General features: G+C 57.3%; 26 protein-coding genes. 14 read left to right on the forward strand and 12 right to left on the reverse strand.

Annotated features, from left to right (window positions below; all coding sequences use genetic code 11):
- Window positions 1-2 precede the first annotated feature (2 nt).
- From rsmI to C8N30_RS09815, 4 genes are read left to right on the forward strand one after another with little or no spacing between them, the layout of a single operon-like run.
- Window positions 3-866: a 16S rRNA (cytidine(1402)-2'-O)-methyltransferase gene (gene rsmI / locus C8N30_RS09800; protein WP_025064327.1), complete on the forward strand. Its 864-nt coding sequence runs from the start codon at window positions 3-5 to the stop codon at window positions 864-866.
- Window positions 867-871: 5 nt separating this feature from the next.
- On the forward strand, window positions 872-1,267 hold the full coding sequence (locus C8N30_RS09805) for a YraN family protein (RefSeq protein WP_025064328.1): 396 nt from the start codon (window positions 872-874) through the stop codon (window positions 1,265-1,267).
- 58 nt (window positions 1,268-1,325) lie between these two features.
- On the forward strand, window positions 1,326-2,261 hold the full coding sequence (gshB, locus tag C8N30_RS09810; RefSeq protein WP_025064329.1) for a glutathione synthase: 936 nt from the start codon (window positions 1,326-1,328) through the stop codon (window positions 2,259-2,261).
- Complete coding sequence (locus tag C8N30_RS09815; protein WP_025064330.1) at window positions 2,258-3,163, forward strand: alpha/beta hydrolase; 906 nt, start codon at window positions 2,258-2,260, stop codon at window positions 3,161-3,163. The genes gshB and C8N30_RS09815 overlap by 4 nt, the downstream gene beginning before the upstream one ends.
- On the opposite strand, the gene C8N30_RS09820 is transcribed toward C8N30_RS09815, so the two are convergent.
- The 4 genes from C8N30_RS09820 to cobU are packed head-to-tail and all read right to left on the reverse strand — an operon-like array spanning window position 3,135 to window position 6,554.
- On the reverse strand, window positions 3,135-4,649 hold the full coding sequence (locus C8N30_RS09820) for a YifB family Mg chelatase-like AAA ATPase (protein WP_025064331.1): 1,515 nt from the start codon (window positions 4,647-4,649) through the stop codon (window positions 3,135-3,137). The two genes, C8N30_RS09815 and C8N30_RS09820, sit on opposite strands and share 29 nt — an antisense overlap.
- A gap of 48 nt (window positions 4,650-4,697) precedes the next feature.
- Window positions 4,698-5,393, reverse strand: a complete 696-nt coding sequence (locus C8N30_RS09825; RefSeq protein ID WP_025064332.1) for a glutathione S-transferase — start codon at window positions 5,391-5,393, stop codon at window positions 4,698-4,700.
- Between the two features lie 58 nt (window positions 5,394-5,451).
- On the reverse strand, window positions 5,452-6,036 hold the full coding sequence (locus C8N30_RS09830) for a histidine phosphatase family protein (RefSeq protein ID WP_025064333.1): 585 nt from the start codon (window positions 6,034-6,036) through the stop codon (window positions 5,452-5,454).
- Window positions 6,033-6,554: a bifunctional adenosylcobinamide kinase/adenosylcobinamide-phosphate guanylyltransferase gene (cobU, locus tag C8N30_RS09835; protein ID WP_025064334.1), complete on the reverse strand. Its 522-nt coding sequence runs from the start codon at window positions 6,552-6,554 to the stop codon at window positions 6,033-6,035. The genes C8N30_RS09830 and cobU overlap by 4 nt, the downstream gene beginning before the upstream one ends.
- A 97-nt stretch (window positions 6,555-6,651) precedes the next feature.
- Between cobU and C8N30_RS09840 the strand changes: the two genes are divergently transcribed.
- From C8N30_RS09840 to C8N30_RS09865, 6 genes are all read left to right on the forward strand, one after another.
- Window positions 6,652-7,530 carry an RNA polymerase factor sigma-32 gene (locus tag C8N30_RS09840; protein ID WP_025064335.1) on the forward strand — a complete coding sequence of 293 codons (879 nt, stop codon included), beginning with the start codon at window positions 6,652-6,654 and terminating at the stop codon, window positions 7,528-7,530.
- 38 nt (window positions 7,531-7,568) lie between these two features.
- Window positions 7,569-8,339, forward strand: a complete 771-nt coding sequence (locus C8N30_RS09845; protein ID WP_232222861.1) for a ChaN family lipoprotein — start codon at window positions 7,569-7,571, stop codon at window positions 8,337-8,339.
- A 66-nt stretch (window positions 8,340-8,405) separates the two neighbouring features.
- A complete protein-coding gene (gene coaBC / locus C8N30_RS09850) occupies window positions 8,406-9,602 on the forward strand; it encodes a bifunctional phosphopantothenoylcysteine decarboxylase/phosphopantothenate--cysteine ligase CoaBC (RefSeq protein WP_025064337.1) in 1,197 nt (398 codons plus the stop codon).
- A complete protein-coding gene (dut, locus tag C8N30_RS09855) occupies window positions 9,599-10,060 on the forward strand; it encodes a dUTP diphosphatase (RefSeq protein ID WP_025064338.1) in 462 nt (153 codons plus the stop codon). The genes coaBC and dut overlap by 4 nt, the downstream gene beginning before the upstream one ends.
- A 52-nt stretch (window positions 10,061-10,112) precedes the next feature.
- Entirely contained in the window at window positions 10,113-11,117 is a 1,005-nt protein-coding gene (locus tag C8N30_RS09860; protein WP_051567313.1) for a HesA/MoeB/ThiF family protein, read from the forward strand.
- A gap of 51 nt (window positions 11,118-11,168) precedes the next feature.
- A complete protein-coding gene (locus tag C8N30_RS09865) occupies window positions 11,169-13,184 on the forward strand; it encodes a M3 family metallopeptidase (protein WP_025064340.1) in 2,016 nt (671 codons plus the stop codon).
- Here the strand turns inward: C8N30_RS09865 and C8N30_RS09870 are convergent.
- The 7 genes from C8N30_RS09870 to C8N30_RS09900 form a co-directional block, all read right to left on the reverse strand.
- Entirely contained in the window at window positions 13,181-14,110 is a 930-nt protein-coding gene (locus C8N30_RS09870; RefSeq protein ID WP_025064341.1) for a 2-hydroxyacid dehydrogenase, read from the reverse strand. The genes C8N30_RS09865 and C8N30_RS09870 overlap by 4 nt on opposite strands.
- Window positions 14,107-14,517 (reverse strand): VOC family protein, encoded by a 411-nt coding sequence (locus C8N30_RS09875; protein WP_025064342.1) that lies wholly within the window; start codon window positions 14,515-14,517, stop codon window positions 14,107-14,109. Before C8N30_RS09875 ends, C8N30_RS09870 begins: the two co-directional genes overlap by 4 nt.
- 67 nt (window positions 14,518-14,584) lie before the next feature.
- A complete protein-coding gene (gene rodA, locus C8N30_RS09880) occupies window positions 14,585-15,724 on the reverse strand; it encodes a rod shape-determining protein RodA (protein WP_025064343.1) in 1,140 nt (379 codons plus the stop codon).
- Window positions 15,721-17,643 (reverse strand): penicillin-binding protein 2, encoded by a 1,923-nt coding sequence (mrdA, locus tag C8N30_RS09885; RefSeq protein ID WP_025064344.1) that lies wholly within the window; start codon window positions 17,641-17,643, stop codon window positions 15,721-15,723. The genes rodA and mrdA overlap by 4 nt, the downstream gene beginning before the upstream one ends.
- A gap of 21 nt (window positions 17,644-17,664) precedes the next feature.
- Window positions 17,665-18,297 carry a hypothetical protein gene (locus C8N30_RS09890; protein WP_025064345.1) on the reverse strand — a complete coding sequence of 211 codons (633 nt, stop codon included), beginning with the start codon at window positions 18,295-18,297 and terminating at the stop codon, window positions 17,665-17,667.
- A 6-nt stretch (window positions 18,298-18,303) separates the two neighbouring features.
- Complete coding sequence (gene mreC / locus C8N30_RS09895; protein WP_025064346.1) at window positions 18,304-19,230, reverse strand: rod shape-determining protein MreC; 927 nt, start codon at window positions 19,228-19,230, stop codon at window positions 18,304-18,306.
- Between the two features lie 57 nt (window positions 19,231-19,287).
- Window positions 19,288-20,334 (reverse strand): rod shape-determining protein, encoded by a 1,047-nt coding sequence (locus C8N30_RS09900; RefSeq protein ID WP_025064347.1) that lies wholly within the window; start codon window positions 20,332-20,334, stop codon window positions 19,288-19,290.
- A 183-nt stretch (window positions 20,335-20,517) separates the two neighbouring features.
- Here C8N30_RS09900 and C8N30_RS09905 point away from each other — a divergent pair, with 183 nt between their 5' ends.
- Complete coding sequence (locus C8N30_RS09905; protein WP_025064348.1) at window positions 20,518-21,102, forward strand: VOC family protein; 585 nt, start codon at window positions 20,518-20,520, stop codon at window positions 21,100-21,102.
- A 146-nt stretch (window positions 21,103-21,248) separates the two neighbouring features.
- Window positions 21,249-22,106 (forward strand): 2-isopropylmalate synthase, encoded by an 858-nt coding sequence (locus C8N30_RS09910; RefSeq protein ID WP_025064349.1) that lies wholly within the window; start codon window positions 21,249-21,251, stop codon window positions 22,104-22,106.
- Between the two features lie 70 nt (window positions 22,107-22,176).
- Here the strand turns inward: C8N30_RS09910 and C8N30_RS09915 are convergent, their stop codons facing one another.
- A complete protein-coding gene (locus tag C8N30_RS09915; RefSeq protein WP_025064350.1) occupies window positions 22,177-23,742 on the reverse strand; it encodes a 2-isopropylmalate synthase in 1,566 nt (521 codons plus the stop codon).
- Between the two features lie 295 nt (window positions 23,743-24,037).
- Here C8N30_RS09915 and C8N30_RS09920 point away from each other — a divergent pair, with 295 nt between their 5' ends.
- Complete coding sequence (locus tag C8N30_RS09920) at window positions 24,038-24,703, forward strand: SDR family NAD(P)-dependent oxidoreductase (protein ID WP_025064351.1); 666 nt, start codon at window positions 24,038-24,040, stop codon at window positions 24,701-24,703.
- The gene (locus C8N30_RS09925) at window positions 24,697-26,226 is read left to right on the forward strand and encodes a cryptochrome/photolyase family protein (RefSeq protein WP_037968062.1); all 1,530 of its coding nucleotides are present in this window, start codon (window positions 24,697-24,699) and stop codon (window positions 26,224-26,226) included. Before C8N30_RS09920 ends, C8N30_RS09925 begins: the two co-directional genes overlap by 7 nt.
- Window positions 26,227-26,253 lie beyond the last annotated feature (27 nt).

The raw sequence follows: 26,253 nt of genomic DNA on the forward strand, positions 1-26,253 counted from the left end.
CATTGAATATTAATAAGCAGAAACTGGCACCGGGAATCACCTTTGTCGGGGTACCGATCGGCACTGCACGTGACATTACATTGCGCGCACTCGACGTGCTGGCAAGCGCGGATATGCTGGTCGCGGAGGATACTCGAAGCCTACTCAAGCTCATGGATATACACGGTATTTCACTTGATGGACGTAAGATAACCGCCTTGCATGACCACTCGAAAGCCGGTGACGTCGAGCGGCTGATTGCGTCGGCGCAAGGGGGAAAATCCATCGCCTACGCATCTGAGGCGGGGATGCCACTTATTGCTGATCCGGGTTTTGAGTTGTCGCGCGCTGCTGCGCTTGCCGGGGTCGCGGTGACCTGTGCGCCGGGGCCTTCGGCGGTGTTGACTGCATTGACATTGGGCGGATTGCCTACGGATGCTTTTCATTTCACCGGTTTCTTGCCCAGCTCAAAAGCTGCACGGCTGAGTGCTTTGGAGGGTTTGCGCGATGTGCGGGCAACATTGGTATTCTACGAATCGCCCAAGCGGCTGGGCGCTATGCTACGCGATGCGCAGACAGCGCTAGGCGGTGGGCGTAATGCTGCAATGTGCCGCGAGCTCACCAAAAAATTCGAGGAAATCCGGCGCGGTACGTTGGAAGAGCTGGCCGAGTTTTACGCAAGCACCACGCCCAAAGGCGAGATTGTCGTTCTGGTAGACCGTGGCGATTTAGAAAAAATTAATACCGCTGATTTAGAAGAAGCTTTGAGTGCTGCACTGAACGAGTTGTCGATGCGTGATGCTGTGGATCTGGTCGCCAAAGCCCACGCTTTGCCGCGCAGGCAGGTATATCAGGTAGCATTAGAGCTTAATTCGAAAAAAGTCTGAGGGCCATGACAGCGCGGAATAATGATACTTCGCAACAGCGCGCCCATCGCGGTTCAATGTCTTTTCACGCCGGATTGGCGGCGGAAGGAGCGATTGTTCGTAATTATGCACAGCGAGGCTACCCACTGGCGCAACAACGCTGGCGCGGGAAATCCGGCGAGATTGATTTGATCTTGAACGATGGTGACGGACTGATCTTCGTCGAGGTCAAACAAAGCCGTAGCTTTGAGCGCGCAGCGCTTCGCGTTAGTGCCGTGCAAATGCGCCGTATCTATCGCTGTGCCGAGGAATATCTGGGCACACAACCGCGCGGAAGCCTGACAGAAGTACGCTTTGACGTGGCCTTGGTGAACGGTTTTGGTGAGACACAAATAATTGAAAACGCCTTCGGCCACTGCTGAGCCCATTGCACAGGTCGCCTTGCTTTGTCATCTAGAGTGCAACAGCAAGGATAGAGCCATGAAAATCGCCTTTCAAATGGACCCGATCGGGGCCGTCAATATCAACGCAGACAGCAGCTTCCGCCTCGCAGAGGAGGCACAGCTGCGCGGGCATACACTGTTTTTCTACACACCTGATCACCTTTCCTATCAGGAGGGGCGGATCACAGCGCGCGGGCAGGATATGACCGTTCAGCGTATCGCGGGCAATCCGGCCGTGCTGGGCGAGATGCGGGAAGTTGACCTTGCTACGTTTGATGTCGTCTGGTTGCGGCAGGATCCGCCCTTTGACATGCATTACATCACCTCCACCCATCTCCTCGACAGGATAGCCGGGACAACATTGGTGGTGAATGATCCATTCTGGGTTCGCAATTTCCCTGAAAAGCTTTTGGTGCTCGACTATCCGGATTTGACGCCGCCGACTACAATTGCCCATGATCTTGAAACGATAAAAGCCTTCAAGGAAAAGCATGGTGATGTGATTCTGAAGCCCCTGTACGGTAATGGGGGCGCTGGTGTCTTCAAACTCACCCGCGAAGACCGCAATCTCAGCTCGCTGCATGAGCTCTTCACCGGATTTTCCCGCGAGCCGTTGATTGTACAAAAATTTCTGCCCGATGTGTCCAAAGGGGACAAGCGGGTGATCTTGGTCAACGGCGAGCCTGTAGGCGCCATCAACCGTGTGCCCGCCGAGGGCGAGACCCGCTCGAACATGCATGTGGGGGGGCGGCCCGAAAAGGTTGGCCTGACAGAACGTGATCGCGAAATCTGTGCGCGCATTGGTGGTGTACTGAAGGAAAAGGGGCAGGTTTTCGTCGGTATCGACGTGATCGGTGACTATTTAACTGAAATTAATGTGACCTCGCCCACCGGCATTCAAGAACTTGAACGATTCGACGGTGTGAATATTGCCGGCAAAATCTGGGATGTAATCGAAGCAAAGCGCGGATGAGCTTTTTGCGGCAGCCATTGAACTTCTGGCTGCGTACTGTTGAAAAACGGCGAATGCGCACTGGTGATGTGCGCACTTTGCGCCGCGCATTGGAAAAACAATCGAAACTATTTTTCCATCCGCCGCGCGGCACGCAAAGCGAGTGGGAAGCCTTTGGCGATGTGCCGTGTCTCACTTTGATGCTGCCGCAGACATCGCCAGACCGCTACCTTTTTTATATCCACGGCGGTGCTTTCGTATTCGGGAGCCCTGACACCCACAGCGCAATGGTTGCACGAATCGCTGCTCAGATTGGCGCGCAATGTGTATTGCCGCGCTACCGTCTTGCGCCTGAGCATTCTTATCCTGCAGCACCCCATGATGTGCGCAGTGCGTGGGACGGCCTTCTCGCCAGTGGTGTATCCGCTGCTGATATCGTCATAGGTGGTGACAGTGCGGGCGGCGCGCTGGCGTTTGGATTGGTCGCCGCTCTGGCTGCTGAAGGTGCTGAATTGCCCGGCGCTGTCTTTGGCTTCTCGCCTCTGGCGGATCTCACTTTCAGCGGGCCCAGTTTTGCGTTTAACGCGCACAGTGACGTCCTGTTGGTCGCTGGCCGCGCAAGCGAGTTGGCTGAGATGTTTTTGAACGCTCACCCTGCCAACGAGCCCCTCGTCAGCCCGTTGTTCGCGGACTTTAAGGGATTGCCACCTGCTTGGCTCACGGTGGGCGACACAGAAATACTGTTGGACGATTCCCGCAGGCTGGCGGACAAGATACGCGCTGATGGTGCAGAGGTCGAACTGGTGATTACCCACGACCTTCCCCATGTCTGGCCGATATTTCACAATACTTTGCCAGAGGCGCGGGGTACCATCGACGCCTTGGCGCAGTGGATCAGGCAACGACAGAACTGGGAAGTCTGAAGCTCACCGCTTCTGCTATATGGGGTTTGCGCACGTTTTCGGATCCGTCGAGATCGGCGATGGTGCGCGCAACGCGCAAGACGCGGTGGTAACCTCTTGCCGACAGGCGGAAGCGTTCCGCCGCGCGCAGCAGTATATCGCGCCCCTCCGCATCGGGCGCTGTTATTTCGCTTAGGATCTCGCCCTCCGCATCGGCATTACAAAGCATTTTCGGATGTGCGGCATAGCGGATCATCTGAATTTCACGGGCCTGTGCAACCCGTTCCGCAACTGTTGCGGAGCTGTCGCCGGACGACGGTAAGTCAAGATCGGTATATGCAACGGGCGGTACATCGACGCGCAGATCGAACCGGTCCATCAAAGGCCCTGAAATACGGGCCATGTAATCCTCTCCGCATTGTGGCACCCTTGAACACGCCCTCGATGGATCGGGCAAATACCCGCATTTGCAGGGGTTGGCTGCCGCGACCAGCATGAACCGGCAGGGGTATTTGACGTGGGCATTGACGCGGCTGATCATTACTTCGCCGGTTTCAATCGGCTGGCGCAGAGTTTCAAGGACATTGCGGGCAAACTCCGGAAACTCGTCCATGAACAGCACGCCGTTATGGGCAAGGCTCACTTCGCCCGGTTTAGCATTCCGACCGCCACCGATGATCGCTGCCATTGAGGCAGTATGATGCGGTTCACGAAATGGACGCTCGCGGGAAATGCCGCCCTCGTCCAGTAGACCGGCAAGGGAGTGGATCATTGAGGTATCAAGAGCTTCGGCTGGTGAAAGCGGCGGCAAAATGCCGGGCAGGCGGGCAGCGAGCATGGATTTGCCAGACCCGGGTGTGCCGACCATGATGAGATGGTGACGGCCAGCGGCAGCAATCTCCATCGCACGTTTTGCCCGCTCTTGCCCTTTGACCTCGCTGAGGTCACGGCTGCGGTTGATCGGGGCCACCTCGCCTGGTTCTGCAGGAGGGAGCGGCACCTGACCGGTGTAGTGGCGGACAACATCGCCCAGTGTTTTAGCGGCGATGACCTGACATGCATTGACCCACGCGGCCTCTGCGCCGGAGCCTTGGGGACAAAGCAGGCTCCGGTTTTCCTCTGCCGCAGCCACCGCAGCGGGCAGAGCTCCAAGGACCGGCACAAGCGAGCCATCAAGCGATAGCTCCCCCAGAGCAACAACGGTCTCGACCACGTCCTTTGGCAAAATATCCAGTGCTGCCAGTAACGCCAGCGCGATTGGCAGATCAAAATGGCTGCCCTCCTTGGGGAGGTCTGCAGGGCTGAGATTTATGGTGATCCGCTTGGACGGAAGGGCAATGGCCATGGAGGTAAGCGCGGTGCGCACACGGTCCCGTGCCTCGGAAACGGCCTTGTCTGGAAGCCCGACAATCGAAAACGCGGGCAATCCTGGTGTGATGGCACATTGCACTTCAACAATGCGTGCCTCAACGCCCTGAAATGCAACGCTATAGGCGCGTGCAACCATGATCCTGCTCCGTTCCCAGAAATTGGTTAACGGTACAGCAGTATTTCTTTAGGAATGGTTAATGGTTTCACTTGGCCAAGGTGTTGTGCGGCCTGCAGGAGGATAGGGGAAGGGGCTGTAGCTTTTCTTTAGCCCTTCTGCCCGCCACTGCTGGAACGCCGGATCCGTGAGAGTGGTTTGACAATAAGCGTGAGCCGCTTTTGATACTGTCAGGTTATAGCCTGTGATGCGGGCACAAACGGGAGCGTAAAATGCATCTGCAATGGAATAGGCGCCAAAAAGCCATGGGCCGTCTGATGCTATCTCTCGCGCAAAGGCCCAGAGGGTTTCGATGCGCAACAGGTCGGATTTAACCGCATCCGAAGCTGCAAAATCTGCATCGACATGGGCAAGCTGCATCGGGCATTCTCCACGCAGCGCACCAAAGCCGCCAACCATTTCGGCACAAAGCCATCGGGCACGGATCCGCGCCGCAGCATTGCGCGGCCACATGGCAATCGCAGGGTGTCGTTCTGCGAGCGTTTCGGCAATAGCAAGACTTTCGCCCACGACATCACCCTCAGGTGTGCGCAAGGCCGGCACGAGGCGTGCGGGCGCCAGCGCTGCCATATCCTGCGCCATTGTCTGGCTATACAGGCCGACCATCTGCACGTCGCAGGGCAGATCAAATTTATGCAGCATCAGCCAGCCGCGCAAAGACCAGCTCGAAAAGGTACGGTCACCGATAAATAGTTTGTATGTCATAATTCAATTCGTATCGGTGCGCAGACACTTGCGCAAATTCAAAATGTTTTGAGGGCCATCACGGGAGGTGGTTGATCGCACCTACATGCCATTTGTCGCCACCATGATGGGTAAGCGTGGTCACGGATATATTATCGATTTTATGGGCCATCGCCTCGTACGCCGACACTCCCAACGCGCGCTGCACCTGCGTCAGGATCACGCCGAAATGCGCCACAGCAACGATGTGCGCGCCGGTGTGACTAGCGTTGAGACGGTCGACAACAGCACTGACCCGCGTTCCGGTCTGGTTCCAGCTTTCACCGTCTGGTGCCTGAATATCGCCGGGTTTCTCCCAGAACTCGCGGCTAAGCCGCGGGTCACGGGCGGCGACAGCATCAAAATGCATGCCGTCCCAAATGCCAAAGTTGATCTCGCGCAGATCGGCTTCATGCGGAAGACGGGTGTGATCGGGCAACGCGAGAGCGTCTGCGGTGGCGATGGAGCGGATCAGATCAGAGGAAACGACCAACGCCTCCTTGGGGAGGTGGTCGCGTACGCGCGCGATCAACGCTGTGTCAGACAGATCTGCAGGCACATCACGCCAGCCGACAAATGATTTTTCGTGTGTGGGTCCGTGTCGAACCCAATGCCATGTTGTCATTTCAGTACCCCTTTGAGAACCTGAGGAAGGCCTGCGACCACCATAACCGCAAGATCGGCCTGACGCGCCAGTGCGATATTAAGCCGCCCCTGTGCCTCGCGGAAGCTGCGGGCAAGCTTGTTATCGGGAACTATGCCATGGCCTACCTCGTTCGAGACGATGACCCATGGAGCAGCACAACCATCAAGCGCCATAAGCAAAGCGTCGGTCGCGCGCGACAGGTCGGTATCTTCCATCATCTGATTGTTGAGCCACATTGTCGCGCAGTCAATCAGGACCGGTGTATTGGTGGTCAATTGCGCCAGCTTTGGCCCCAATTCGAGAGGTTCCTCAAATGTGCTCCATCGGGCATCGCGCCGGTCTTTGTGCACTTGTACCCTCTGTGCTACTTCGTCGTCCCAGATGCGCCCTGTAGCGAGGTAAATGCAGGGCAAGTCGGCAGAAAGTATGAAGTTTTCGGCCCACTGCGATTTTCCCGAGGCAGCTCCGCCTAAAATAAACGTCCCGCGTGGCAACATTTTTCGAAACCTTATGTGAACCAAAGTGCACTTCGGTACGTAAACTTAACAAAGCGTCACCACCGAGTGACTATAGCACCTAAGGGAGACCGAACAGATGGCAATGGGAACAGCGCAAGACTTTTCACTCACCCGCACAGCGATGAAGGCGGAGCTTTTGGACGCCGACACCGAGCTGAAACTGGCCTACGCATGGCGCGACGAGCGCTGCGAGGCCTCTCTGCACCGTCTGATCACTGCCTACATGCGCTTGGCGATTTCGATGGCGTCAAAATTCAAACGCTACGGCGCACCGATGAACGACCTTATTCAGGAGGCGGGACTTGGACTGATGAAGGCTGCAGACAAGTTTGACCCCGATCGTGGCGTACGTTTCTCTACATATGCGGTCTGGTGGATCAAGGCGTCGATTCAGGACCACGTGATGCGTAATTGGTCGATGGTGCGTACCGGTTCTACTTCTTCGCAGAAGTCTCTGTTTTTTAACATGCGCCGCGTTCAGGCACGGCTTGAGCGCGAGGCTGCCTCGGCGGGCGAAACACTCGACCGTCACCAGCTACGTCAGATGATTTCGACCGAAATCGGGGTTCCGCTCCATGATGTAGAGATGATGGAAGGGCGTTTGTCCGGGTCTGACTATTCTCTCAATGCCACCCAATCCGCCGAGGATGAAGGTCGCGAATGGATCGACGCGCTGGAAGATGACAGCACACAGGCAGCAGAGAACGTCGAGCACAGCCACGACACAAAGCAGTTGCGTGAATGGCTGGTGACTTCAATGGCTGCGTTGAACGAGCGGGAGCAATTTATCGTTCGTGAGCGCAAACTGCGCGATACACCCCGCACGCTCGAAAGCCTTGGTCAGGAATTAAACCTAAGCAAGGAGCGTGTGCGCCAGCTGGAGGCAGCCGCCTTCCAGAAAATGCGCAAGTCGCTCGAGATGCAGTCTCAGGAAGTTTTCCATTTCCTGAACTGATGATGAAGAATTTTTCTCCTAGAAAAATGAGCTTAAGCGTGGCCCTCTTGGCTGCGCTTTTTGCGTTTGAGGTGCAGGCCGAGATACCGCAGGCAGCCCGTCAGGCGCAGATCGTGATTTTGGGGGAACTGCATGACAACCCCGATCATCATGTGCGCCAAGCGATGTGGGTCGCAGAGCTTCGGCCAAAAGCGTTAGTGTTTGAGATGCTCACCCCAGTGCAGGGACTAAATGCGCAGTCAGAATGGAGCAGTCAGGCTGAATTGGATGGGTTGATCGGCTGGTCAGACACGGCGTGGCCTTCGTTTGATATGTATTACCCGATTTTTGCTGCCGCACCTGATGCTGCTATTTACGGCGCTGGCATCACACGGGGCCAATTACAGCACATGTTGGAAATACCATTGGCAACGTATCCGCCCGCAAAACGTTTCGGGCTGGATGAGCCACTTGACGCGCAAGAGCAGAGCGCCCGTGAAGCATTGCAGGCGGAGGCGCATTGCAACGCCCTGCCTGAAACGCTGTTGCCGATGATGGTCGAAGCGCAGCAGCACCGCGACATCTCATTGGCTGATGCGGCATTGCGGGCGCTGGAGCAGACGGGCGGGCCGGTCGCCGTTATTACCGGCAATGGACATGCGCGTGCCGACTGGGGTGTTCCGTCCTTGCTTGCACATGCAGCGCCTGATGTGATCGTCTTCGCGCTGGCGCAGGCCGAGGGGGATGCGGAGATTAGCGGTGGTTTTTCTCTTACACTTGATGCGCCGGCGCCGATGCGCGGCGATCCCTGCGCGGCCTTCACTCGGTAGGGTCTGGTGCTGTGTTTCCCTGAGGCATAAGGTGGCACTGAACTTTCGGGGTCCAAGGGGCGCAGCATGCTTGCAGGCAAACATATTCTTCTGATCATTGGCGGCGGGATTGCCGCATTCAAATCCCTTGATCTTATCCGGCGTTTGCGCGAGCGCGGCGCTGTCGTTACGCCCGTACTGACCCGCGCCGGAGAGGAGTTCGTCACACCTTTGTCCGTTTCTGCGCTTGCAGGCAGTAAGGTGTTCCGTGATCTCTTCGATTTGGGCGACGAAGCCGAGATGGGCCATATTCAGCTGAGCCGCGTTGCCGATCTGGTGGTCGTCGCGCCAGCAACGGCAGATCTTATGGCCAAAATGGCAGCGGGGCTGGCCAATGATCTGGCCTCTACGCTGCTGTTGGCCACGGATACGCCGGTGATGATCGTGCCTGCCATGAATGTCCGGATGTGGGAGCATGCAGCGACACAACGCAACCTTGCAACACTCATCGCCGATGGCATTGCCGTGGTTGGCCCGAACAAGGGCGACATGGCCTGCGGAGAGCACGGCCCGGGCCGTATGTCCGAGCCGTTGGAGATTGTCGCGGCGATTGAGGCGAAACTGTCGGATGGGCCGCTGAAAGGGAAACGTATTCTCGTCACCTCTGGCCCGACCCATGAGCCGATTGATCCCGTGCGCTACATCGCCAACCGCTCGAGCGGCGCACAGGGCACAGCAGTGGCGCGCGCGCTTGCAGCGCTGGGTGCTCACGTGGTTTTTGTGACCGGTCCGGCCGATGTCCCGCCGCCTGAAGGCGTCGAGATAATTCGCGTTGAAACTGCACAGCAGATGCAAGACGCGGTCGGTACGGCCCTCCCTGTGGATGCCGCTATTTTTGCCGCTGCTGTGGCGGACTGGCGGGTAAGCTCGGCCTCCGAGCGCAAATTGAAAAAGACAAAAGATGGCTTGCCCGTGCTCGAATTCGCCGAAAATCCCGACATCCTGCACGGCGTTAGCCAGATGAAGACGGGGCGTCCTGCGCTGGTTGTCGGCTTCGCTGCGGAGACGAATGACGTGATCGAGAACGCCACGGCAAAGCGGCTGCGCAAAGGCTGTGACTGGATCGTTGCCAACGATGTGTCCCCCGCGACAGGGATCATGGGCGGTGCGGAGAATGCTGTGACAGTGATCAGTGAAGCGGGCACCGAGGAGTGGCCGCGGATGAGCAAGGACCAAGTAGCGCAAAAACTGGCGGCGCGGATCGCGGATTCGATCACACAATGAATGGTGCTGACATTCGCATGATGTGGGAAGCGGGAGCGGATACGGCGCTGGGTCTGCCGCGATACGAGACGGCGGGGGCCGCAGGGGCAGATTTGCGCGCCAACCTGCCTGAGCGGGCATCAATCACCTTGGCAATTGGCGCGCGCGCACTGGTGCCGACGGGCCTGCGTCTCGCAATCCCCGAAGGGTTTGAGGTACAGATCAGGCCGCGCTCGGGCCTTGCCCTGACGCACGGCATTACGTTGCCCAACAGCCCCGGCACCATTGATTGTGATTATCGCGGCCCTTTGGGGGTGATCATGATGAACGCGGGTGATGCCCCTTTTGTCATTGAACACGGCATGCGGATCGCGCAGATGGTTGTCGCCCCCGTCGTGCAGGCTAGGTTCCACTCCGTAGATGTGCTGGAAGCTACAGCACGGGGTGAAGGGGGCTTTGGCTCAACCGGAACGGAGTAATCGGGTGCTAGTACTGGTTTTAGCGGCAGTAATTTGGGGGATTGGCGCGGTCATGGGCACGCCACGACCAGCGCGCTGGATCATGATCGGGATCTTGCTGGTCGCAGTTATCGGGGTGCAGTTGGTGTTCCCGCAGGGCCATCCGCTGCGTGCGGCCACTGGCAACAGTGCAGCCCCGTGGCTGATCCTCACGGGGATCGGCGGTGTGATATTTTTCTATTCCCGCGTTATCTCAGGGCTGCGCGCGCAAACTGGTGTTGATGCTGATACGCCTGCCGCAGTACCGACCCGACAGGGCAGCTTTTCCGAGACCGAGCTGAACCGCTATGCCCGCCACATTATCCTACGCGAAGTTGGCGGCGCTGGGCAGAAAGCGCTCAGAAACGCAAAAGTTCTGGTGATTGGTGCGGGCGGTCTGGGTGCGCCTGTGCTCCAATATCTTGCGGCGGCCGGCGTTGGCACAATCGGAGTGATAGATGACGACAAGGTCGAGAACACGAATCTCCAGCGGCAGGTGATCCACAAAGATACCAACATCGGGATGCCAAAGGTATTCTCGGCGCAACTGGAAATGCAGGCACAAAATCCTTTCGTCACGGTCAAGCCTTATAACCGCCGTTTGGATGCAGACCTCGCGCCGGAGTTGTTCGCGGAATATGATCTGGTGCTGGATGGCTGCGACAATTTCGATACACGCTATCTTGTGAATGCAGCCTGCGTGGCGGCGCGGATCCCGCTTGTCTCCGGCGCGCTGAGCCAGTGGGAAGGCCAGCTGAGCGTATTTGATCCTGCCCGTGGAGCGCCCTGTTACCAGTGTATTTTCCCCACTGCACCCGCCGCCCATCTCGCGCCGAGTTGTGCCGAGGCTGGCGTGATCGGCCCGCTGCCCGGTGTGGTGGGATCGATGATGGCGGTCGAAGCGGTCAAGATCATTACGGGTGCAGGATCACCATTGCTGGGGCAAATGGTGATCTACGACGCGCTTTATGCCGAAAGCCGAAAAATCAAAATCGGCCCGCGTACTGATTGTCCAGTCTGTGGGGCTACGCAGGCCTGAACATTGTATACCTGTCATCGCACCCTTAGTTTGAGTGCAAAGGAGAACCACCTGATGAATCCGCTGTTGCAAGACTGGAAGACCCCCTTTGGCATCGCCCCGTTCGACGCCATTTCCGACGATGATTTCGCACCCGCGCTGGAGGAAGCACTCGCCGAACACAACGCGGAGATCGCTGCTATTGCAAATGATCCTGCGCCAGCGACCTTTGCAAACACAGTTGAGGCGTTAGAGGCGGTTGGGTCAGCGCTCGATAAGGTGCTGAGCGTTTTCTACTCGGTGGCAGGTGCTGACAGCAACCCTGCACGCGAGGCACTTCAACGCGACTTTTCGCCTAAACTCTCTGCACACTTCTCTGAAATTTCTGCGAATAAGGCGCTGTTCGGGCGGGTTAATACCGTCTGGGAGGCGCGTGATACCATCGATCTGACCGACGAACAGGCGCGCGTGCTCAAGCTGACGCATCTAGGGTTTGTGCGTGCGGGGTCTGCGCTGACTGGCGCAGACGAGGCGCGGATGAAAGAAATCAAGGGTCGCTTGGCCGTGCTCGGCACCGAGTTTACCCAAAACCTGCTGTCAGACGAGCGTAACTGGTTCATGAAGCTGGAGGAGGCTGACCTGAAAGGTCTGCCGGAGTTTGTGATCGATAACGCCCGCGCTGCAGGCGAGGAAAAAGAAGCTGGAGGGCCGGTTGTGACCCTGTCACGGTCGCTCATCACGCCATTCTTGCAATTCAGTAGTCGCCGCGATCTGCGCGAGAAGGCATTTAAAGCGTGGGAAGCACGCGGTGCCAACGGGGGCGAAACCGACAACCGCGCCATCGCGGCAGAAACGTTGGCGCTGCGTAAGGAGCGGGCTGCATTGTTGGGATACAACAGCTTTTCCGACTACAAGCTTGAAACTGAAATGGCCAAGACGCCGGCCGCGGTGCGCGACCTGCTCATGCAGGTTTGGGAGCCGGCAAAGGCACAAGCGAATGCTGACGCTGACGTGTTGACGGCGATGATGCACGCGGACGGCGTGAACGGTGATCTGGCCCCGTGGGACTGGCGCTATTATGCGGAAAAGCGCCGCGCTCAAGAACATGATCTGGATGAAGCCGCGCTGAAGCCGTATTTTCAGCTCGACCGAATGATTGAGGCATCCTTTGCCTGCGCGACCAAGCTTTTCGGATTGAAGTTCAAGCCTCTCGACGTGCCGCTGTACCATGCTGACTGCCGCGCATGGGAAGTGACGCGTAACGGCGAGCATGTTGCAGTGTTCATCGGGGATTATTTCGCAAGAGGCTCGAAGCGCTCAGGCGCGTGGTGCTCTGCGATGCGATCGCAAGCGAAGTTCCCCAAGGTGCAGGCGCCCGTGGTAATCAACGTCTGCAACTTCGCCAAGGGCAACCCTGCGTTGCTATCATATGACGACGCGCGGACGCTGTTTCACGAATTTGGCCATGCGCTACATCAGATGCTGTCGAATGTGACATACGAAAGTGTGTCTGGTACCTCTGTTGCGCGCGATTTCGTGGAGCTGCCGAGCCAGCTTTACGAGCACTGGCTGGACGTGCCGGAGGTGTTGGGCGAATTTGCAACCCATGCCAAAACTGGAGAGGCGATGCCCCGTGAAATGCTGGACAAGGTGCTGGGTGCCGCGACCTTCGACATGGGTTTTTCGACTGTCGAATATGTTGCTTCCGCGCTCGTGGACCTGGCATTTCACGAAGGCGATCCGCCTGCGGATGTCATGGTGAAGCAGCGCGAAATACTTGACGGGTTGGGTATGCCTGCAGCGATTACCATGCGCCACGCCAGCCCACATTTTGCGCATGTCTTTTCCGGTGACGGATATTCCAGCGGTTACTATAGCTACATGTGGTCCGAAGTGATGGACGCAGATGCGTTCGAGGCTTTCGAGGAGGCCAGCGGCGCATTTGACCCCGAGCGCGCAAAAGCGCTTGAGGAGCATATCCTTTCGACGGGTGGCAGCCGCGATGCAGCCGAGCTGTACATCGCGTTCCGTGGCCGCTTGCCCGGTGTTGAAGCCTTGTTGAAAGGCCGCGGATTGAAGGCGGCCTAATATCCCAGGGTGCGGTCTACAAGATTGATATAGGGCGCACCCGCCTCTCCCCGCTTTATGTTTTCGACAATCGTCTCGCTTGCTGTGCTGGCGCGTGTTTCAGCAGCAATATGCGGCGTAACGGTAATTTGTGGGTGGGCCCAGAATGCATGTTCCTGCGGCAAAGGCTCAATACGGAACACGTCCAGCGTGGCATGCGCCACCTGACCACTGTCGAGCGCCGCGATCAACGCATTATCATCGATCAATGGTCCGCGACCCGGATTGATGAGGAAAGCGCCGCGAGGCATCTTTGCAAAAGCTTCCGCGTTCAAGATATCAGTGGTTGCTGGCGTATCCGGCAGCAGGGTCACTGCAATCTCTGCGCGGCTCAACGCGTCCGAAAATCCCGCGTTCCCGTACAGGCAAGTGACGCCCGCTACTTCCTTTGGGCTGCGCGACCAGCCTGTAACACGGAATCCTAACCCCAACAGCGCTTGGGCGCATGCCGTCCCAAGCGCGCCCAAACCGAAAATCACAACCTCCCGCTCTTGTGCGAGAGGTGGCGTTTGAACGGACCATTTATGCTCAGGATTCACGATATGCGCATCCATACCAAGATGATAGCGCAGGACATGGCCTGTCACCCATTCAACCATGCCTTTGGTCAGGCCGGGGTCCACCATTCGTGCCAGTGGGATTTTGAGCGTCTTGTTGCCGGTTATCTGCTCGACCCCCGCCCAGAGGTTCAGCACTGCCTTGGCACGGCTGTAGGGCGTAAAATCCTGCAGGTCGCTGTTAGGCGCATAAATGATATAATCGACCTCAGCGGGCGCAATGTCCTGCGCTAGATGTGCTTCGATTCCTGCTTTTGCGAGGGCAGAGCGCAGCGGCGCTTCGTAAGTGGTCCAGCGCTCGGGCTTTGCGGCGAAAAGAACATTGATCATTTGGCGAACGCTCCGGCCATATCGGCCAGCCCTTTGAACTCCAGCGGATTACCGGACGGGTCGGTGAAGAACATTGTGGACTGCTCGCCCGGCTCGCCGGCGAATCTTGTTTGGGGTGCCAGAATGAAATCAATACCCTGCGCTTCCAGCCTGTCGGCCAGCGCGCGCCATTCGTCATAGGGCAGAACTGCGCCGAAATGCGGCATCGGCACTTTGTGCTCCCCAACAAGGCCGGTTGCGGCAACTGCCATGGGTGTCCCCAGATGGCACGACAATTGGTGTCCGAAAAAATCGAAGTCAACCCAAGTGTCAGTGCTCCGACCCTCTTCGCACCCCAGAAGGCCGCCGTAAAAATTACGGGTCTGATCAAGGTCGGTTACGTTAAAAGCAAAGTGGAAAATGGACATCGCGGCGATCCTTATCTGGTAAAGTTGCGTCACAGATAGCCGAGGGGCGGCGGAGTGCAAAGGGTGGTTAGCGCGGCCTATGCACATGCGCTGATTGCACCAATCCAAAGGCCAGTAGCAGCACCAACATGGCAGAGCCGCCATAACTCACCAGTGGCAGTGGCACACCCACAACCGGAGCGAGCCCCATCACCATCGACATGTTGACCGCGAAGAACAAAAAGAAGTTAAGCGCGATACCAAGCGTAAGCAGCGAGGAAAACCGGTCCTTGTTCATCACAGCAGAGACGATACAGAACAAGATGATAAGTGCATAGAGCACCAGCAACGAGATTCCGCCTATAAATCCGAACTCTTCTGCCAGTGTGGTAAAGATAAAGTCGGTGTGTTTTTCTGGCAAAAAATTGAGGCGTGATTGAGTGCCCTGCATAAATCCGCGCCCCGTCCAGCCGCCGGACCCTAGAGCGATTTTTGACTGTGTGATGTGATAGCCCGCGCCAAGCGGATCGGAACTGGGGTCCAGAAACGTGTCGATGCGGCGGAATTGATAGTCCTTGAGCATCTGCCATGGCATCCCGCGCGATTGGAACACAGCGGCGATCAGCCCGACACCTCCCGCGATGAGTGTGGCGAAATAAGCCCAGTGCACACCTGCCAAAAACATGAGCCCACCACCTGCCGCAAGCAACAGGATCGCAGTTCCAAGATCAGGCTGTTTCAGGACCAGCGCGGTTGGAATTAAAATAAAAATGACAGGAAGAAGCACCCAGACGGGGTGCGATGTCTTTTTCGCGGGGAGCCAGTCATAATAGGCGGCGAGAAACATGACCAAAGTAATTTTTGTTAGTTCGGACGGTTGCAGGCGGATAATACCAAGGTCGATCCAGCGTTGCGCCCCCATGCCAACCGCGCCAAAAAACTCAACCCCGACCAGAAGCATAACCGACACGGCATAGGCTACGCCGGCGAGGTTGCGCCACATCCAGATCGGCACAAGGCCCACCGCGATCATCAGGCACAGGCCTACAGCAAACCGTTTCATCTGGGGTTCGGCCCAAGGCGAATACCCACCTCCCGCCACGGAATAGAGCATTAGAAAACCGGTGCCTGCAACAGCAGTGAGCAACAAGATAAGCGGCCAGTTGAGATAGAGAATTTTACGCAGACCGGTCGGGACCGATTTGACGGTATATTCAAGATAACTCATGCTTGATCCTTGCCCTTTTTGACCCGCGCCTGAGGCTGTACGTCGCGCAGGCGGCGTTGCTGTTCCTCGATCTGGCCGCGGTCTCCGGCAGGATAGGCCTCGAGCGGCGGCTCTCCGTTATAAAGCGCCTGAAGCATCACATCGCGGGCGATAGGTGCCGCTGCGGTCGAGCCACCACCGCCATGCTCCACCAGAACAGCACAGGCATAGCGCGGGTTGTCATAGGGGGCAAAGCCCACAAACAAGGCATGGTCGCGCTGCTCCCATGGAACAGATTTGTTGTCGACCACGGCAGAGCGGACCTGACTGGTGCCAGTTTTTCCGGCCATGCGCATATCCTCCGCGATGATGCGGCTGCGGTAGGCGGTGCCGCGCCGGTCATTCATAACTGCGTACATGGATTTACGCATTTTACGCAGGTTGTTCTCGTTCATGTCCAAGGGGCCGTTGCCCTTAACCGGCTGTTCGACCCCGTCAACGGATTTGATAAGTCGTGGCGTCACATCGCGTCCTGTGGCCAGCCGTGCGGTCATCACAGCCAATTGCATCGGCGACGCGAGCATAAAGCCCTGACCGATAGAGGCGTTCACTGTATCGCCGATTACCCATGGCTCGCCGCGGTTTTCCAGTTTCCATTCTTTGGTGGGGGTCAAGCCAGAGTTGACCGAACTGAGGGCGATGTCATGGCGTATCCCAAGACCAAAGCGGTTGGACATTGCAGAGATCTTTTCGATACCGACCTTGAGTGCCAGATCGTAGTAATAGACATCGCAGGATTGTTTGAGCGAATTCTCCAGATCTACCCAGCCATGGCCCGAGCGCTTCCAGCAGTGGAACCGCCTGCCGCCGACTTCGAGGTGACCAGGGCAATAGACAGTCTCGTCGGGACCTATGATCCCCGCCTCGATTGCGGCCATCGCTGTCATCATCTTAAAAGTAGATCCCGGAGGATAGGCGCCCTGCACTGTCTTATTCACCAGCGGGCGATACTTGTCCGTGAGCAGTGGGTCGTAATCTTTGGATGAGATGCCGCCGATAAAAAGGTTCGGATCATAGGACGGCGCGGATGAGTTGGCGACAATATCGCCTTTTTCACAATCGATGATGACGACCGCCGCGCTCTCGCCGGTGAGCCGCGCTTGAACATAGTTTTGTAGCTTTGCGTCAATGGTAAGCTGAAGTGCGGCGCCCGATTGGCCCTCGCGGCGCTCAAGCTCGCGCATGACGCGGCCTGTTGCGTTCACCTCAACCTGTTTGGTGCCAGCCGATCCACGCAGCAATGCTTCTTCCCGGGCCTCTACGTTGATCTTGCCGATCTGGAAGCGGGGAATGCGCAATACTGCGTCCGGATCGTCGAGGGCGTCGAGATCCATCTGGCTTACCCTGCCCACACGGCCCACCACATGGGCGAAATCTGATCCACGGGGATAAACCCGTGTGCTACCCACCTCTGGCGAAACGCCGGGCAGGGCGGGCGCATTGACAGACACGGCGCTGACTGCGTCCCAGCTTACGTCCTCTGCAATGGTTACAGGCAGGAAAGGCGCGGAGCGGTTGAGCTCGCGAAGCGCGCTGTCAACCTGCTCGGGCGTGAGGTTGATCAGGCGGGCCAACCGCAGCATCACATCATCCACATCACCCGCGTCCTCGCGCACGATTACGATGCGGTAGCTGGGCACATTCTGGGCCAATTGTAGCCCGTTGCGGTCAAAAATCTCACCGCGTTTTGGTGGGATGAGGCGGATATTGATGCGGTTTTCTTCGGCCAGCAGACGAAACTGGTCAGCTTGATCGACCTGAAGGTAGCGCATGCGTGCAGCCAAACCGCCCATAAACAAGAGCTGCACACCACCCAGCAGCGCAGCGCGGCGCCCCAGTGTTGCGTGGTTGGCATCGGTTTCGGCTCTGGAGCGTCTCATGCGGTCTGCCTCATCATTATGTTATGCACGCCCGCCAAGAGCGTCCAGCTCTCCAGGTGCGGCACGCCGGACGCCCATAAGGGATCTGGTGACAAAAACCACGACCGGATAGACCAGTATCGTAATTCCCAGTTCTAATAGGCCGAGCCGTAGGTGCGGAGGCGGTACGAGCATCAAGGATAGCACAACCCTGTTGGCAATCAAAATACCCGTGAGTAATACCGCTACCGCAATCCACTCCGCGCCAAATGTCGCATCGCGCAGGGTTCTGCTGCGCCCCTTGAGATTCTCGCAGGCCAGCAGCGCCAGCAATGCCCACAAACCGGGCGGGCGCTGAAGCAACAGATCACTGAGTAGAAACAGCAGGGCCAGCAGCAGCGATGGCACATATTCCGGTCGCCGAAGCGACCAAGCAAATGCAAAGGCTATCAGCAGATCAGGACCGACGAGTATGCGGTTGCTTCCCTGATCCAGAAGCTCGCGCAGGCGCGCCTCGGCAGGGTCAATTGTTGCAAGCGGCGGAAGTAGGTCAGGTGTGAAAAGCGAAACGGGCTGTGTATCGATGGGCAGCAAGTGAAAAAACAATATCACCAGCGCCACAGCGACAAAGGCAATCCGCATCGTCCACAGGCGCAATGGAGAAAGTTCATCCATTTTTGCTCACTCCGTGACCGCAGGCGTATCAACATCCGCATCCGCCAGCGGCAGTTCGGTCTCGATCGCGTCTGGTGCGTCGCGGATGATAGAAGGAAAGTTCACCACAGCATCCGTACCGTGGTGGCGCAACACGCGCAAAAATTCCAACCTTTCGAAGTCAGCAGCAAGACGGACTCGCAGCCGGCCACCCGGATCTGCAGCAATCTGCCCTATAAGCAAGCCAGCCGGAAATACGCCGCCATCGCCAGAGCTGATCACACGGTCACCGGGACGCACCAGTCCGGGATTTTCCAGGAAATCAATCGGAGGTGCAGCAGAGTTGTCACCCGCAACAATCGCCCGCTGGCCCGACGGCTGAATTATCGCTGGGATACGGCTCGAAGCATCGGTGAGCAAGATTACCCGCGCTGTATTTTCACCTACGCCTGAAATTCGCCCGACAAGGCCGATCCCGTCCATGGTTGCCCATCCCTCGATCAGGCCATCGCGCGCACCCACATTGAGTAAGACAGACTGTCGAAACGGAGAGCCGCTGTCCGCGAGAACCACACCGGTGACATAGGTAAGGCGCGGATCGAGGCGTACCTTGTTGAGGTCGAGAAGCCGGGCGTTTTCCTGCTCCAGTTGGAGAGCAGCCTCTTTCCACGTCTGCATGCGTCGCAATTCCGAGCGCAACTCCTGATTTTGGTCCGACAGGCGCTGATAGCTTTGGAAATCCCGAAGCAGGTTAACGGTGCCTGTTACAGGCGCCATTGCCCAATCCAAATTCGGGACCAGACTGTCGGTTACCTGAGCGCGGAACCGCTCGACGCGGGGACTGTCGATGCGCCACAGAATGAATATCGCGGCCAGCAGCAGGGCAAGCACGGCAAGCAATAACCGGCGCAGTGGGCCGACGTAATCATTTGACTGTTGACTGTTTCTGGCCATAGCGGCGGTGCGTTCCCTTGATCAGGACAGCCGAGGAGGGCCCCCTCGGGGGTACTTTTAGCTGTCGTAATCTATAGCGTGACGCAACTGTTTTTCATACTCAAGCGCTTTGCCGGTGCCGAGTGCCACACAATTGAGCGGCTCGTCCGCAACCGAGATGGCAAGCCCGGTTTGCTCCCGCAGGGCAAGGTCCAGATCCCCCAGCAGCGCACCACCACCGGTGAGCATCACGCCACGGTCGACAATATCCGCCGCGAGATCCGGTGGAGTGGTCTCTAGTGCGGTCATCACAGCTTCGCAGATCTGCTGGACGGGTTCCGCCAGCGCTTCGGCAATCTGCGCCTGTGTCACTTCAATTTCTTTTGGCACGCCGTTGAGCAGGTCACGCCCGCGAATTTGCATCGAGGTGCCACGCCCGTCATCGGGCATGCGCGCCGTGCCGATGGATGTCTTGATCCGCTCTGCCGTCGTTTCACCCACAAGCAGGTTCTGCTGGCGGCGCAGATAGCTGATAATCGCCTCATCCATTCGGTCACCACCAACGCGCACCGAGCGCGCATACACGATGTCCCCAAGGCTCAGAACCGCAACTTCCGTCGTGCCACCACCAATATCCACAACCATGTTGCCGGTCGGATCTGTGATGGGCATGCCGGCCCCGATCGCGGCGGCAATAGGCTCTGCGATAAGGCCTGCGCGGCGTGCGCCCGCTGACAGAACGGATTGACGGATCGCACGCTTCTCAACGGGTGTGGCACCGTGGGGCACACAAACGATAATCTTCGGCTTTGAAAAGGTCGAGCGTTTGTGCACCTTGCGGATGAAGTGCTTGATCATCTCCTCGGCGGTATCAAAGTCGGCGATCACCCCCTCGCGCATGGGCCGGATCGCCTGAATGCTGCCAGGCGTGCGTCCTAGCATCAGTTTTGCATCCTCACCCACGGCCAGCACTTTTTTCACGCCGTCCTTAATGTGATAGGCGACTACCGATGGCTCGCTTAGCACGATGCCCTTGCCCTTCACATAGACCAGAGTGTTGGCAGTCCCCAGATCAATCGCCATATCGGACGAAAAGAGGCCGCGCAGATTTCCAAAGATCGACATGTGAATTAGCACCTTGCAAAAATACGAATACGCCCGCGACTCCGCGAGGATGCAGGCATCGTTCTTATAGGCCTGCACAGCGCGAGATTAAAGGGGGTGCTGGCCCGCTTTGAGCGTGATTGTGCCACTTGAATTCCGCGCTGCATGGGTCACTGTATGCCCATCAGGACGAGAGGCGCTCATATGAAGAAGATACAGACACTTGGCGTGCATCACATCACCATGATGGGCGCAGACCGTAAGACCAGCATCGACTTTTGGGAGGGGGTTTTGGGCATGCCTTTCCTGTTCGACCAGCCTAACCTCGACGATCCGGACGAGGGACATCTTTACTTCGATCCGGGTGACGGACGACTTGTCACAATTTTCACCAACGAAAGCCGTACCCGCGTACACAGCCGCACGCCGATGGACGCAGGATGTGTGCATCACGTCGCCTTCGAAGTGGACCGCGCGATGTTCGATCAGGTGCTGGAACGCCTCGAGGCGCGCGGCATTGGTAATTCGGGGATCAAAGATCGCGGTTTCATGCACTCGATCTACTTCAAAGATCCATTAGGCTTATTAATCGAACTGGCATGCTACACCTTCATCCCGCCCCGCGGCAGCAGCCACGCCGAGGTCATGCTGGAGGCGCACAAACTGCGGGTAGCACGGGGTGACAAAGCCATCTCGCGCGAGCATCTGGCGGATGCTGCTATCATGATCGTGGAGCGCAGTCAGGCAACTTTGTCGGACGATCGGAGCGCCAAAAACCCATACCGCTAGTACAGGTTTCGGCAGAACTCCGCTGTTGTTGCGGAAAATCCACAAGCAACTGTAATGCCGAAGTCAATAAGGAATTGGCGTTGAGCCTTTTGCGCGAAGGGTAGATCATTGCGGAAAAACAAATCAAAAAACTGAGGTATCGAGCTATGAAAAATCTTATGATCACGACAGCGCTTTGCTGCGCTGCAACCGGTGCAGCCGCTGAGCTGACCTACGGATCCGCGTTCGTAAATCACCACAATTTCGAGAATGACGGCGGCAACATCGACCTGACTACATTGGGTGGCGCAGCCGAATTTCGTCTGAACCAGCTGACGTTCTCGGGCGAGTTCAATCGTATCGACGGCGAGGGCGAAGCGCTTGATTTTGGTTCGGTCGGTGTAGGCTATGCACTGCCCAACGGCGTAACGCTGGGCGCGGATTACACTCGCTTTGATTTTGGCGGAGATAGCGCAGACATTCTGTCGGGCTACGCGCTCTATAGTTTCAGCGCGTATACTCTGGGCCTGTCCGCAGGCGACTCCTCCGATTTGTCCGATACAACTTACAGCGTCTTCGGCGCATGGGATGTCTCGCCTGAGGGCACTGTCGGGGCCGATCTGATCCGCCTCGAAGGTGAGAACATTGTCGCTGCCTATGCTGATTACGATCTGGCGAACTACAACCTGCAAGCGGACGCAATCGTGACCGGCGAAGCCGAGCTTTTTGCAGTTTCCGGCGCCTATGATCTGGGCAATAATTTTTCCGTGACCGGTAGCCTGTCCAGCCTTGATGTTGACGGCGACGGCCTAACTGCTTTTTCAGTGGGTGGTGCATATGAATTCGTACCCGGCGCCAAGGCAGAACTGGCTGTTGGACGCTTGAACGTAGATGGCGGGGCAAACGTCAATCGCCTGTCGCTTGGCGTGAACTACGAATTCGGCAGAAAGACATCGAAGCGCCGTACGCTTAGCAATGTCGTGGGTACGCTGGCAAACGGCACATTGGGTCTGACAGACTTCTGATTTATGATTTTAACGAAAAAAAGGCCCCGCTGTGATGCGGGGCCTTTTTTGTGTCGTTAGGTATCTAGCCTTAACTTGCGTCTTTGTAATTGATCTCGCGCTTGTCCGTGCCACCTTTTTCGCGGCGCACCAGCAAGCGGTTGAGCGCGTGGATATAGGCGCGGGCAGACGCGACAACTGTATCGGTATCGGCGGATTGGCCCGTCACGATGCGTCCGTCCTCTTCCAATCGTACAGAAACAGTCGCTTGTGCGTCGGTGCCTTCTGTCACTGCGGCCACTTGATAAAGCTGCAGGCGGGCGGAATGGGCGACGATTGCCTTAATGCACTTGAACGAGGCATCAACGGGGCCGTCTCCGTCCTGCTCGGTACTATGCTCGTCGCCGTCCACCGTCAGGGTCATGCGCGCATGGTTCGGTCCTTCTGTGCCACAAACCACATGCATTGACTTCAGTTTGATCCGGTCGGCTTCCGGATCGGTTGCGATGCGCATGAGTGCGATCAGGTCCTCATCGTAGATCTCTTTTTTGCGGTCGGCGAGTTCCTTGAACCGCACGAAAACATCCTTGAGCTGGTTGTCCCCCAATTCGTAACCGAGGTTTTCGAGTTTGGAGCGCAAGGCTGCGCGGCCAGAATGTTTGCCCATGACGATATTCGTCTCTGTCAGGCCTACATCTGCGGGTCGCATGATCTCGAATGTTTCGGCGTTTTTCAGCATACCGTCCTGATGTATGCCGCTCTCATGCGCAAAAGCGTTCTTGCCGACGATGGCCTTGTTGAACTGCACGGCAAATCCCGAAACAGCAGCAACACGACGCGAGATATTCATCAGTTTCGTGGAATCTACGCGGGTCTGGAAAGGCATGATGTCATTGCGGACTTTCAGGGCCATAACAACTTCTTCGAGCGCGGTGTTACCCGCGCGCTCGCCAAGGCCGTTGATCGTGCATTCAACCTGCCGCGCACCAGCCTCGACAGCGGCGAGGGAGTTCGCCGTGGCCATGCCCAGATCGTTGTGGCAGTGGGTTGCGAAAATGATCTCATCTGCGCCCGGTACCCGCTCCAGCAACATGCGGATGAGTGCCGCACTTTCACGTGGCGCAGTGTAGCCGACGGTATCGGGGATATTGATGGTAGTGGCGCCTGCCTTGATCGCGATCTCAACCGTACGGCACAGGTAATCGGCCTCGGTCCTTGTCGCGTCCATGGGTGACCATTGGACGTTTTCGCACAGGTTGCGGGCGTGTGTCACCGTCTCGTGAATACGGTCGGCCATCTGATCCATGGTCAAGTTCGGGATGGCGCGGTGCAAGGGCGATGTCCCGATGAATGTGTGAATACGCGGGTTGCGCGCATGCTTGACCGCATCCCAGCACCGGTCGATATCCCCGATCTGAGCGCGGGCAAGGCCACAGATTTGTGCGGTTTTTGCCTGACGCGCGATCTCGGACACGGCGGCAAAATCGCCCTCCGAGGCGATCGGAAATCCGGCTTCGATGACGTCTACACCCATTTCATCGAGCAGGCCTGCAATCTCTACTTTTTCGGCATGGGTCATTGTGGCGCCGGGCGACTGCTCACCATCGCGCAGGGTCGTGTCAAAGATCAAGACGCGGTCTTGTTTCTGGTCTGTCATGTGATTGGCTTTCTCTTGTCTGCTTTTGCTTGTCTTGGCGCGCGGCACATCCCTCTGAGCGGGCGCGCCTGTTGGCACGCTCAGAGGCGGGCTAGCAGCAGAAGGGCACGGAGCTGTGGCGCAAAATTCTGCGCGAATGTGGGGCTATGTGCAATTGTGTTCATACGCACTGTTATAACGCAGGTTTTGTAGATGGGAAGGGGAGATTGTCTGCAAAAAGGTGAGAGCAGGTTATAACGTAAAATCCGCACGACAGCAGTGTTGAACGCTGTCGCGTGCGAACTAACTGAAGGTCATGAATAGATTTTTGATTATTGGCGCCTCGGGCGGAATTGGTGCGGCACTTGTATCGGTTTTGTCCGGTCAGGGCGCCGAAGTTGTTGAACTCTCACGGTCCGTCCACGGGTTTGACATAACGGATGAAGCCAGTGTGGAGGCGCATATGGACGCGTTGCAAGGTCCATTCGGTGGTGTGATCGTGGCCACGGGCGCGCTTGAGATTGGCGGGGCCGAGCCAGAGAAAACCATCCGCGCCGTAAGTGCGAAGGCTATGGCTGACCAGTTTGCTGTAAATGCCATTGGTCCCGCTCTGGTATTGCGCCACGCGGGGCGTCTGCTGCCACGTGAGGGGCGAAGCGTTTGTGCGGTGTTAACAGCGCGTGTAGGATCTATCGGGGATAACCGGATCGGCGGCTGGACCAGCTACCGTGCAGCCAAGGCCGCCGCCAACCAGATTGTGCATACTACCGCTATCGAGCTGGCACGCACGCACAAAGAGCTGGTCTGTGTGGCGCTACACCCCGGAACAGTGCAGACTCCATTCACGCAAAAATATCTGGGGCGGCATCCGGCAGTGCCTGCACAGGAAGCAGCGGAGAACCTGATGAATGTGCTAAACGGATTGAAGCCTGAAGACACCGGCGGCTTTTTCGATTGGGCCGGTGAAAAGGTTACATGGTGAGCCGTCTCGTTCTGGTGTTGGGCGACCAACTGTCAGAAGGTTTGAGCGCGCTGCGCGAGGGCAACCGACAGACGGATACCGTAGTCATGGCAGAAGTGGTCGAAGAGGCGACCTACGTTAAACATCACCCCAAAAAAATTGCGCTAATTTTTAGCGCCATGCGCAAATTTGCAGCGGCTTTGGAGGACGACGGTTGGACTGTGGCCTATAGCCAGCTTGATGATACGGATAATGCAGGCTCTATCGTAGGGGAGCTGTTGCGCCGCGCCGAGCAGACAGGAGCGGCCGAGGTGCTCTGTACCGAGCCGGGTGAGTGGCGGCTGATTTCCAAACTGACCCATGCGCCGATCAAGACAGTCATCCTGCCGGATGACAGGTTTCTAGCCTCGCACGGTGAGTTCGAGGAGTGGGCCGAGGGGCGCAAATCCCTGCGGATGGAGTATTTCTATCGTGACATGCGGCGCAAGACGGGCCTGCTTATGGACGGTGATAAACCCGAAGGCGGCCAGTGGAATTTTGACCACGACAACCGCAAACCGGCGCCCGGTAGTATCGCCCCCGAAGGCCCGCTAAGGTTCGAGCCTGACAATATCACCGGCGACGTTCTGGCACTGGTCGAGAGCCGGTTTGGCGACCACTTCGGCGCATTACGGCCCTTTTGGTTTGCCACAACGCGTTCGCAGGCCCTGCAGGCTCTGGACCATTTCATAGGGCATTCGTTGCCCACGTTTGGCGACTATCAGGATGCCATGCTGCGAGGCGAAGACTTCTTGTACCACGCGATTATCTCTCCCTACCTCAATATCGGGCTTCTTGGGCCGCTGGAAGTTTGCCAAGCTGCTGAAAAGGCATATCGGAATGGGGATGCGCCAATCAATGCCGTGGAGGGCTTTATCCGTCAGATCATCGGCTGGCGGGAGTACGTGAGAGGCATCTACTTTCTTGAAGGTCCGGAATATGCTGCGCGCAATGTTCTTAAGCAAAAACGCGATTTACCCGCGATGTATTGGGGCGCTGAGACGAAAATGGCCTGTATGGAGGCAGCCATCGGTCAGACCTCCCGCGAGGCCTATGCGCATCACATACAGCGCCTGATGGTCACCGGTAATTTCGCCTTGTTGGCGGGAATTGACCCGGGGCAGGTGTCGCAATGGTATTTGGAGGTTTACGCGGACGCGTTCGAGTGGGTTGAGGCCCCAAATGTTGTCGGCATGAGCCAGTTTGCCGACGGTGGCGTCATCGCGTCAAAGCCATACGTGTCTTCAGGCGCCTACATCAACAAGATGTCGGACTACTGTAAAGGATGCAGTTATAAGGTGAGCCAGAAGACAGGTGAGGGGGCATGCCCTTTTAACACGCTCTATTGGCACTTCCTTGACCGGCATCGTGATCGGTTTTCCGGCAATCCACGCATGGGAAACATGTACGGCACATGGGACCGGATGGATGCCGAAAAGAGGGCAACGGTTCTGTCCGACGGACAGTCAGTTCTGGATAAACTGGACGCGGGCGAGGTGGTGTAGCGTCCTTGCCCGCACAGGATCACCTGA

Origin of the sequence: Sulfitobacter guttiformis (assembly GCF_003610455.1) — a bacterium.
Taxonomy (GTDB): Bacteria; Pseudomonadota; Alphaproteobacteria; order Rhodobacterales; family Rhodobacteraceae; genus Sulfitobacter; species Sulfitobacter guttiformis.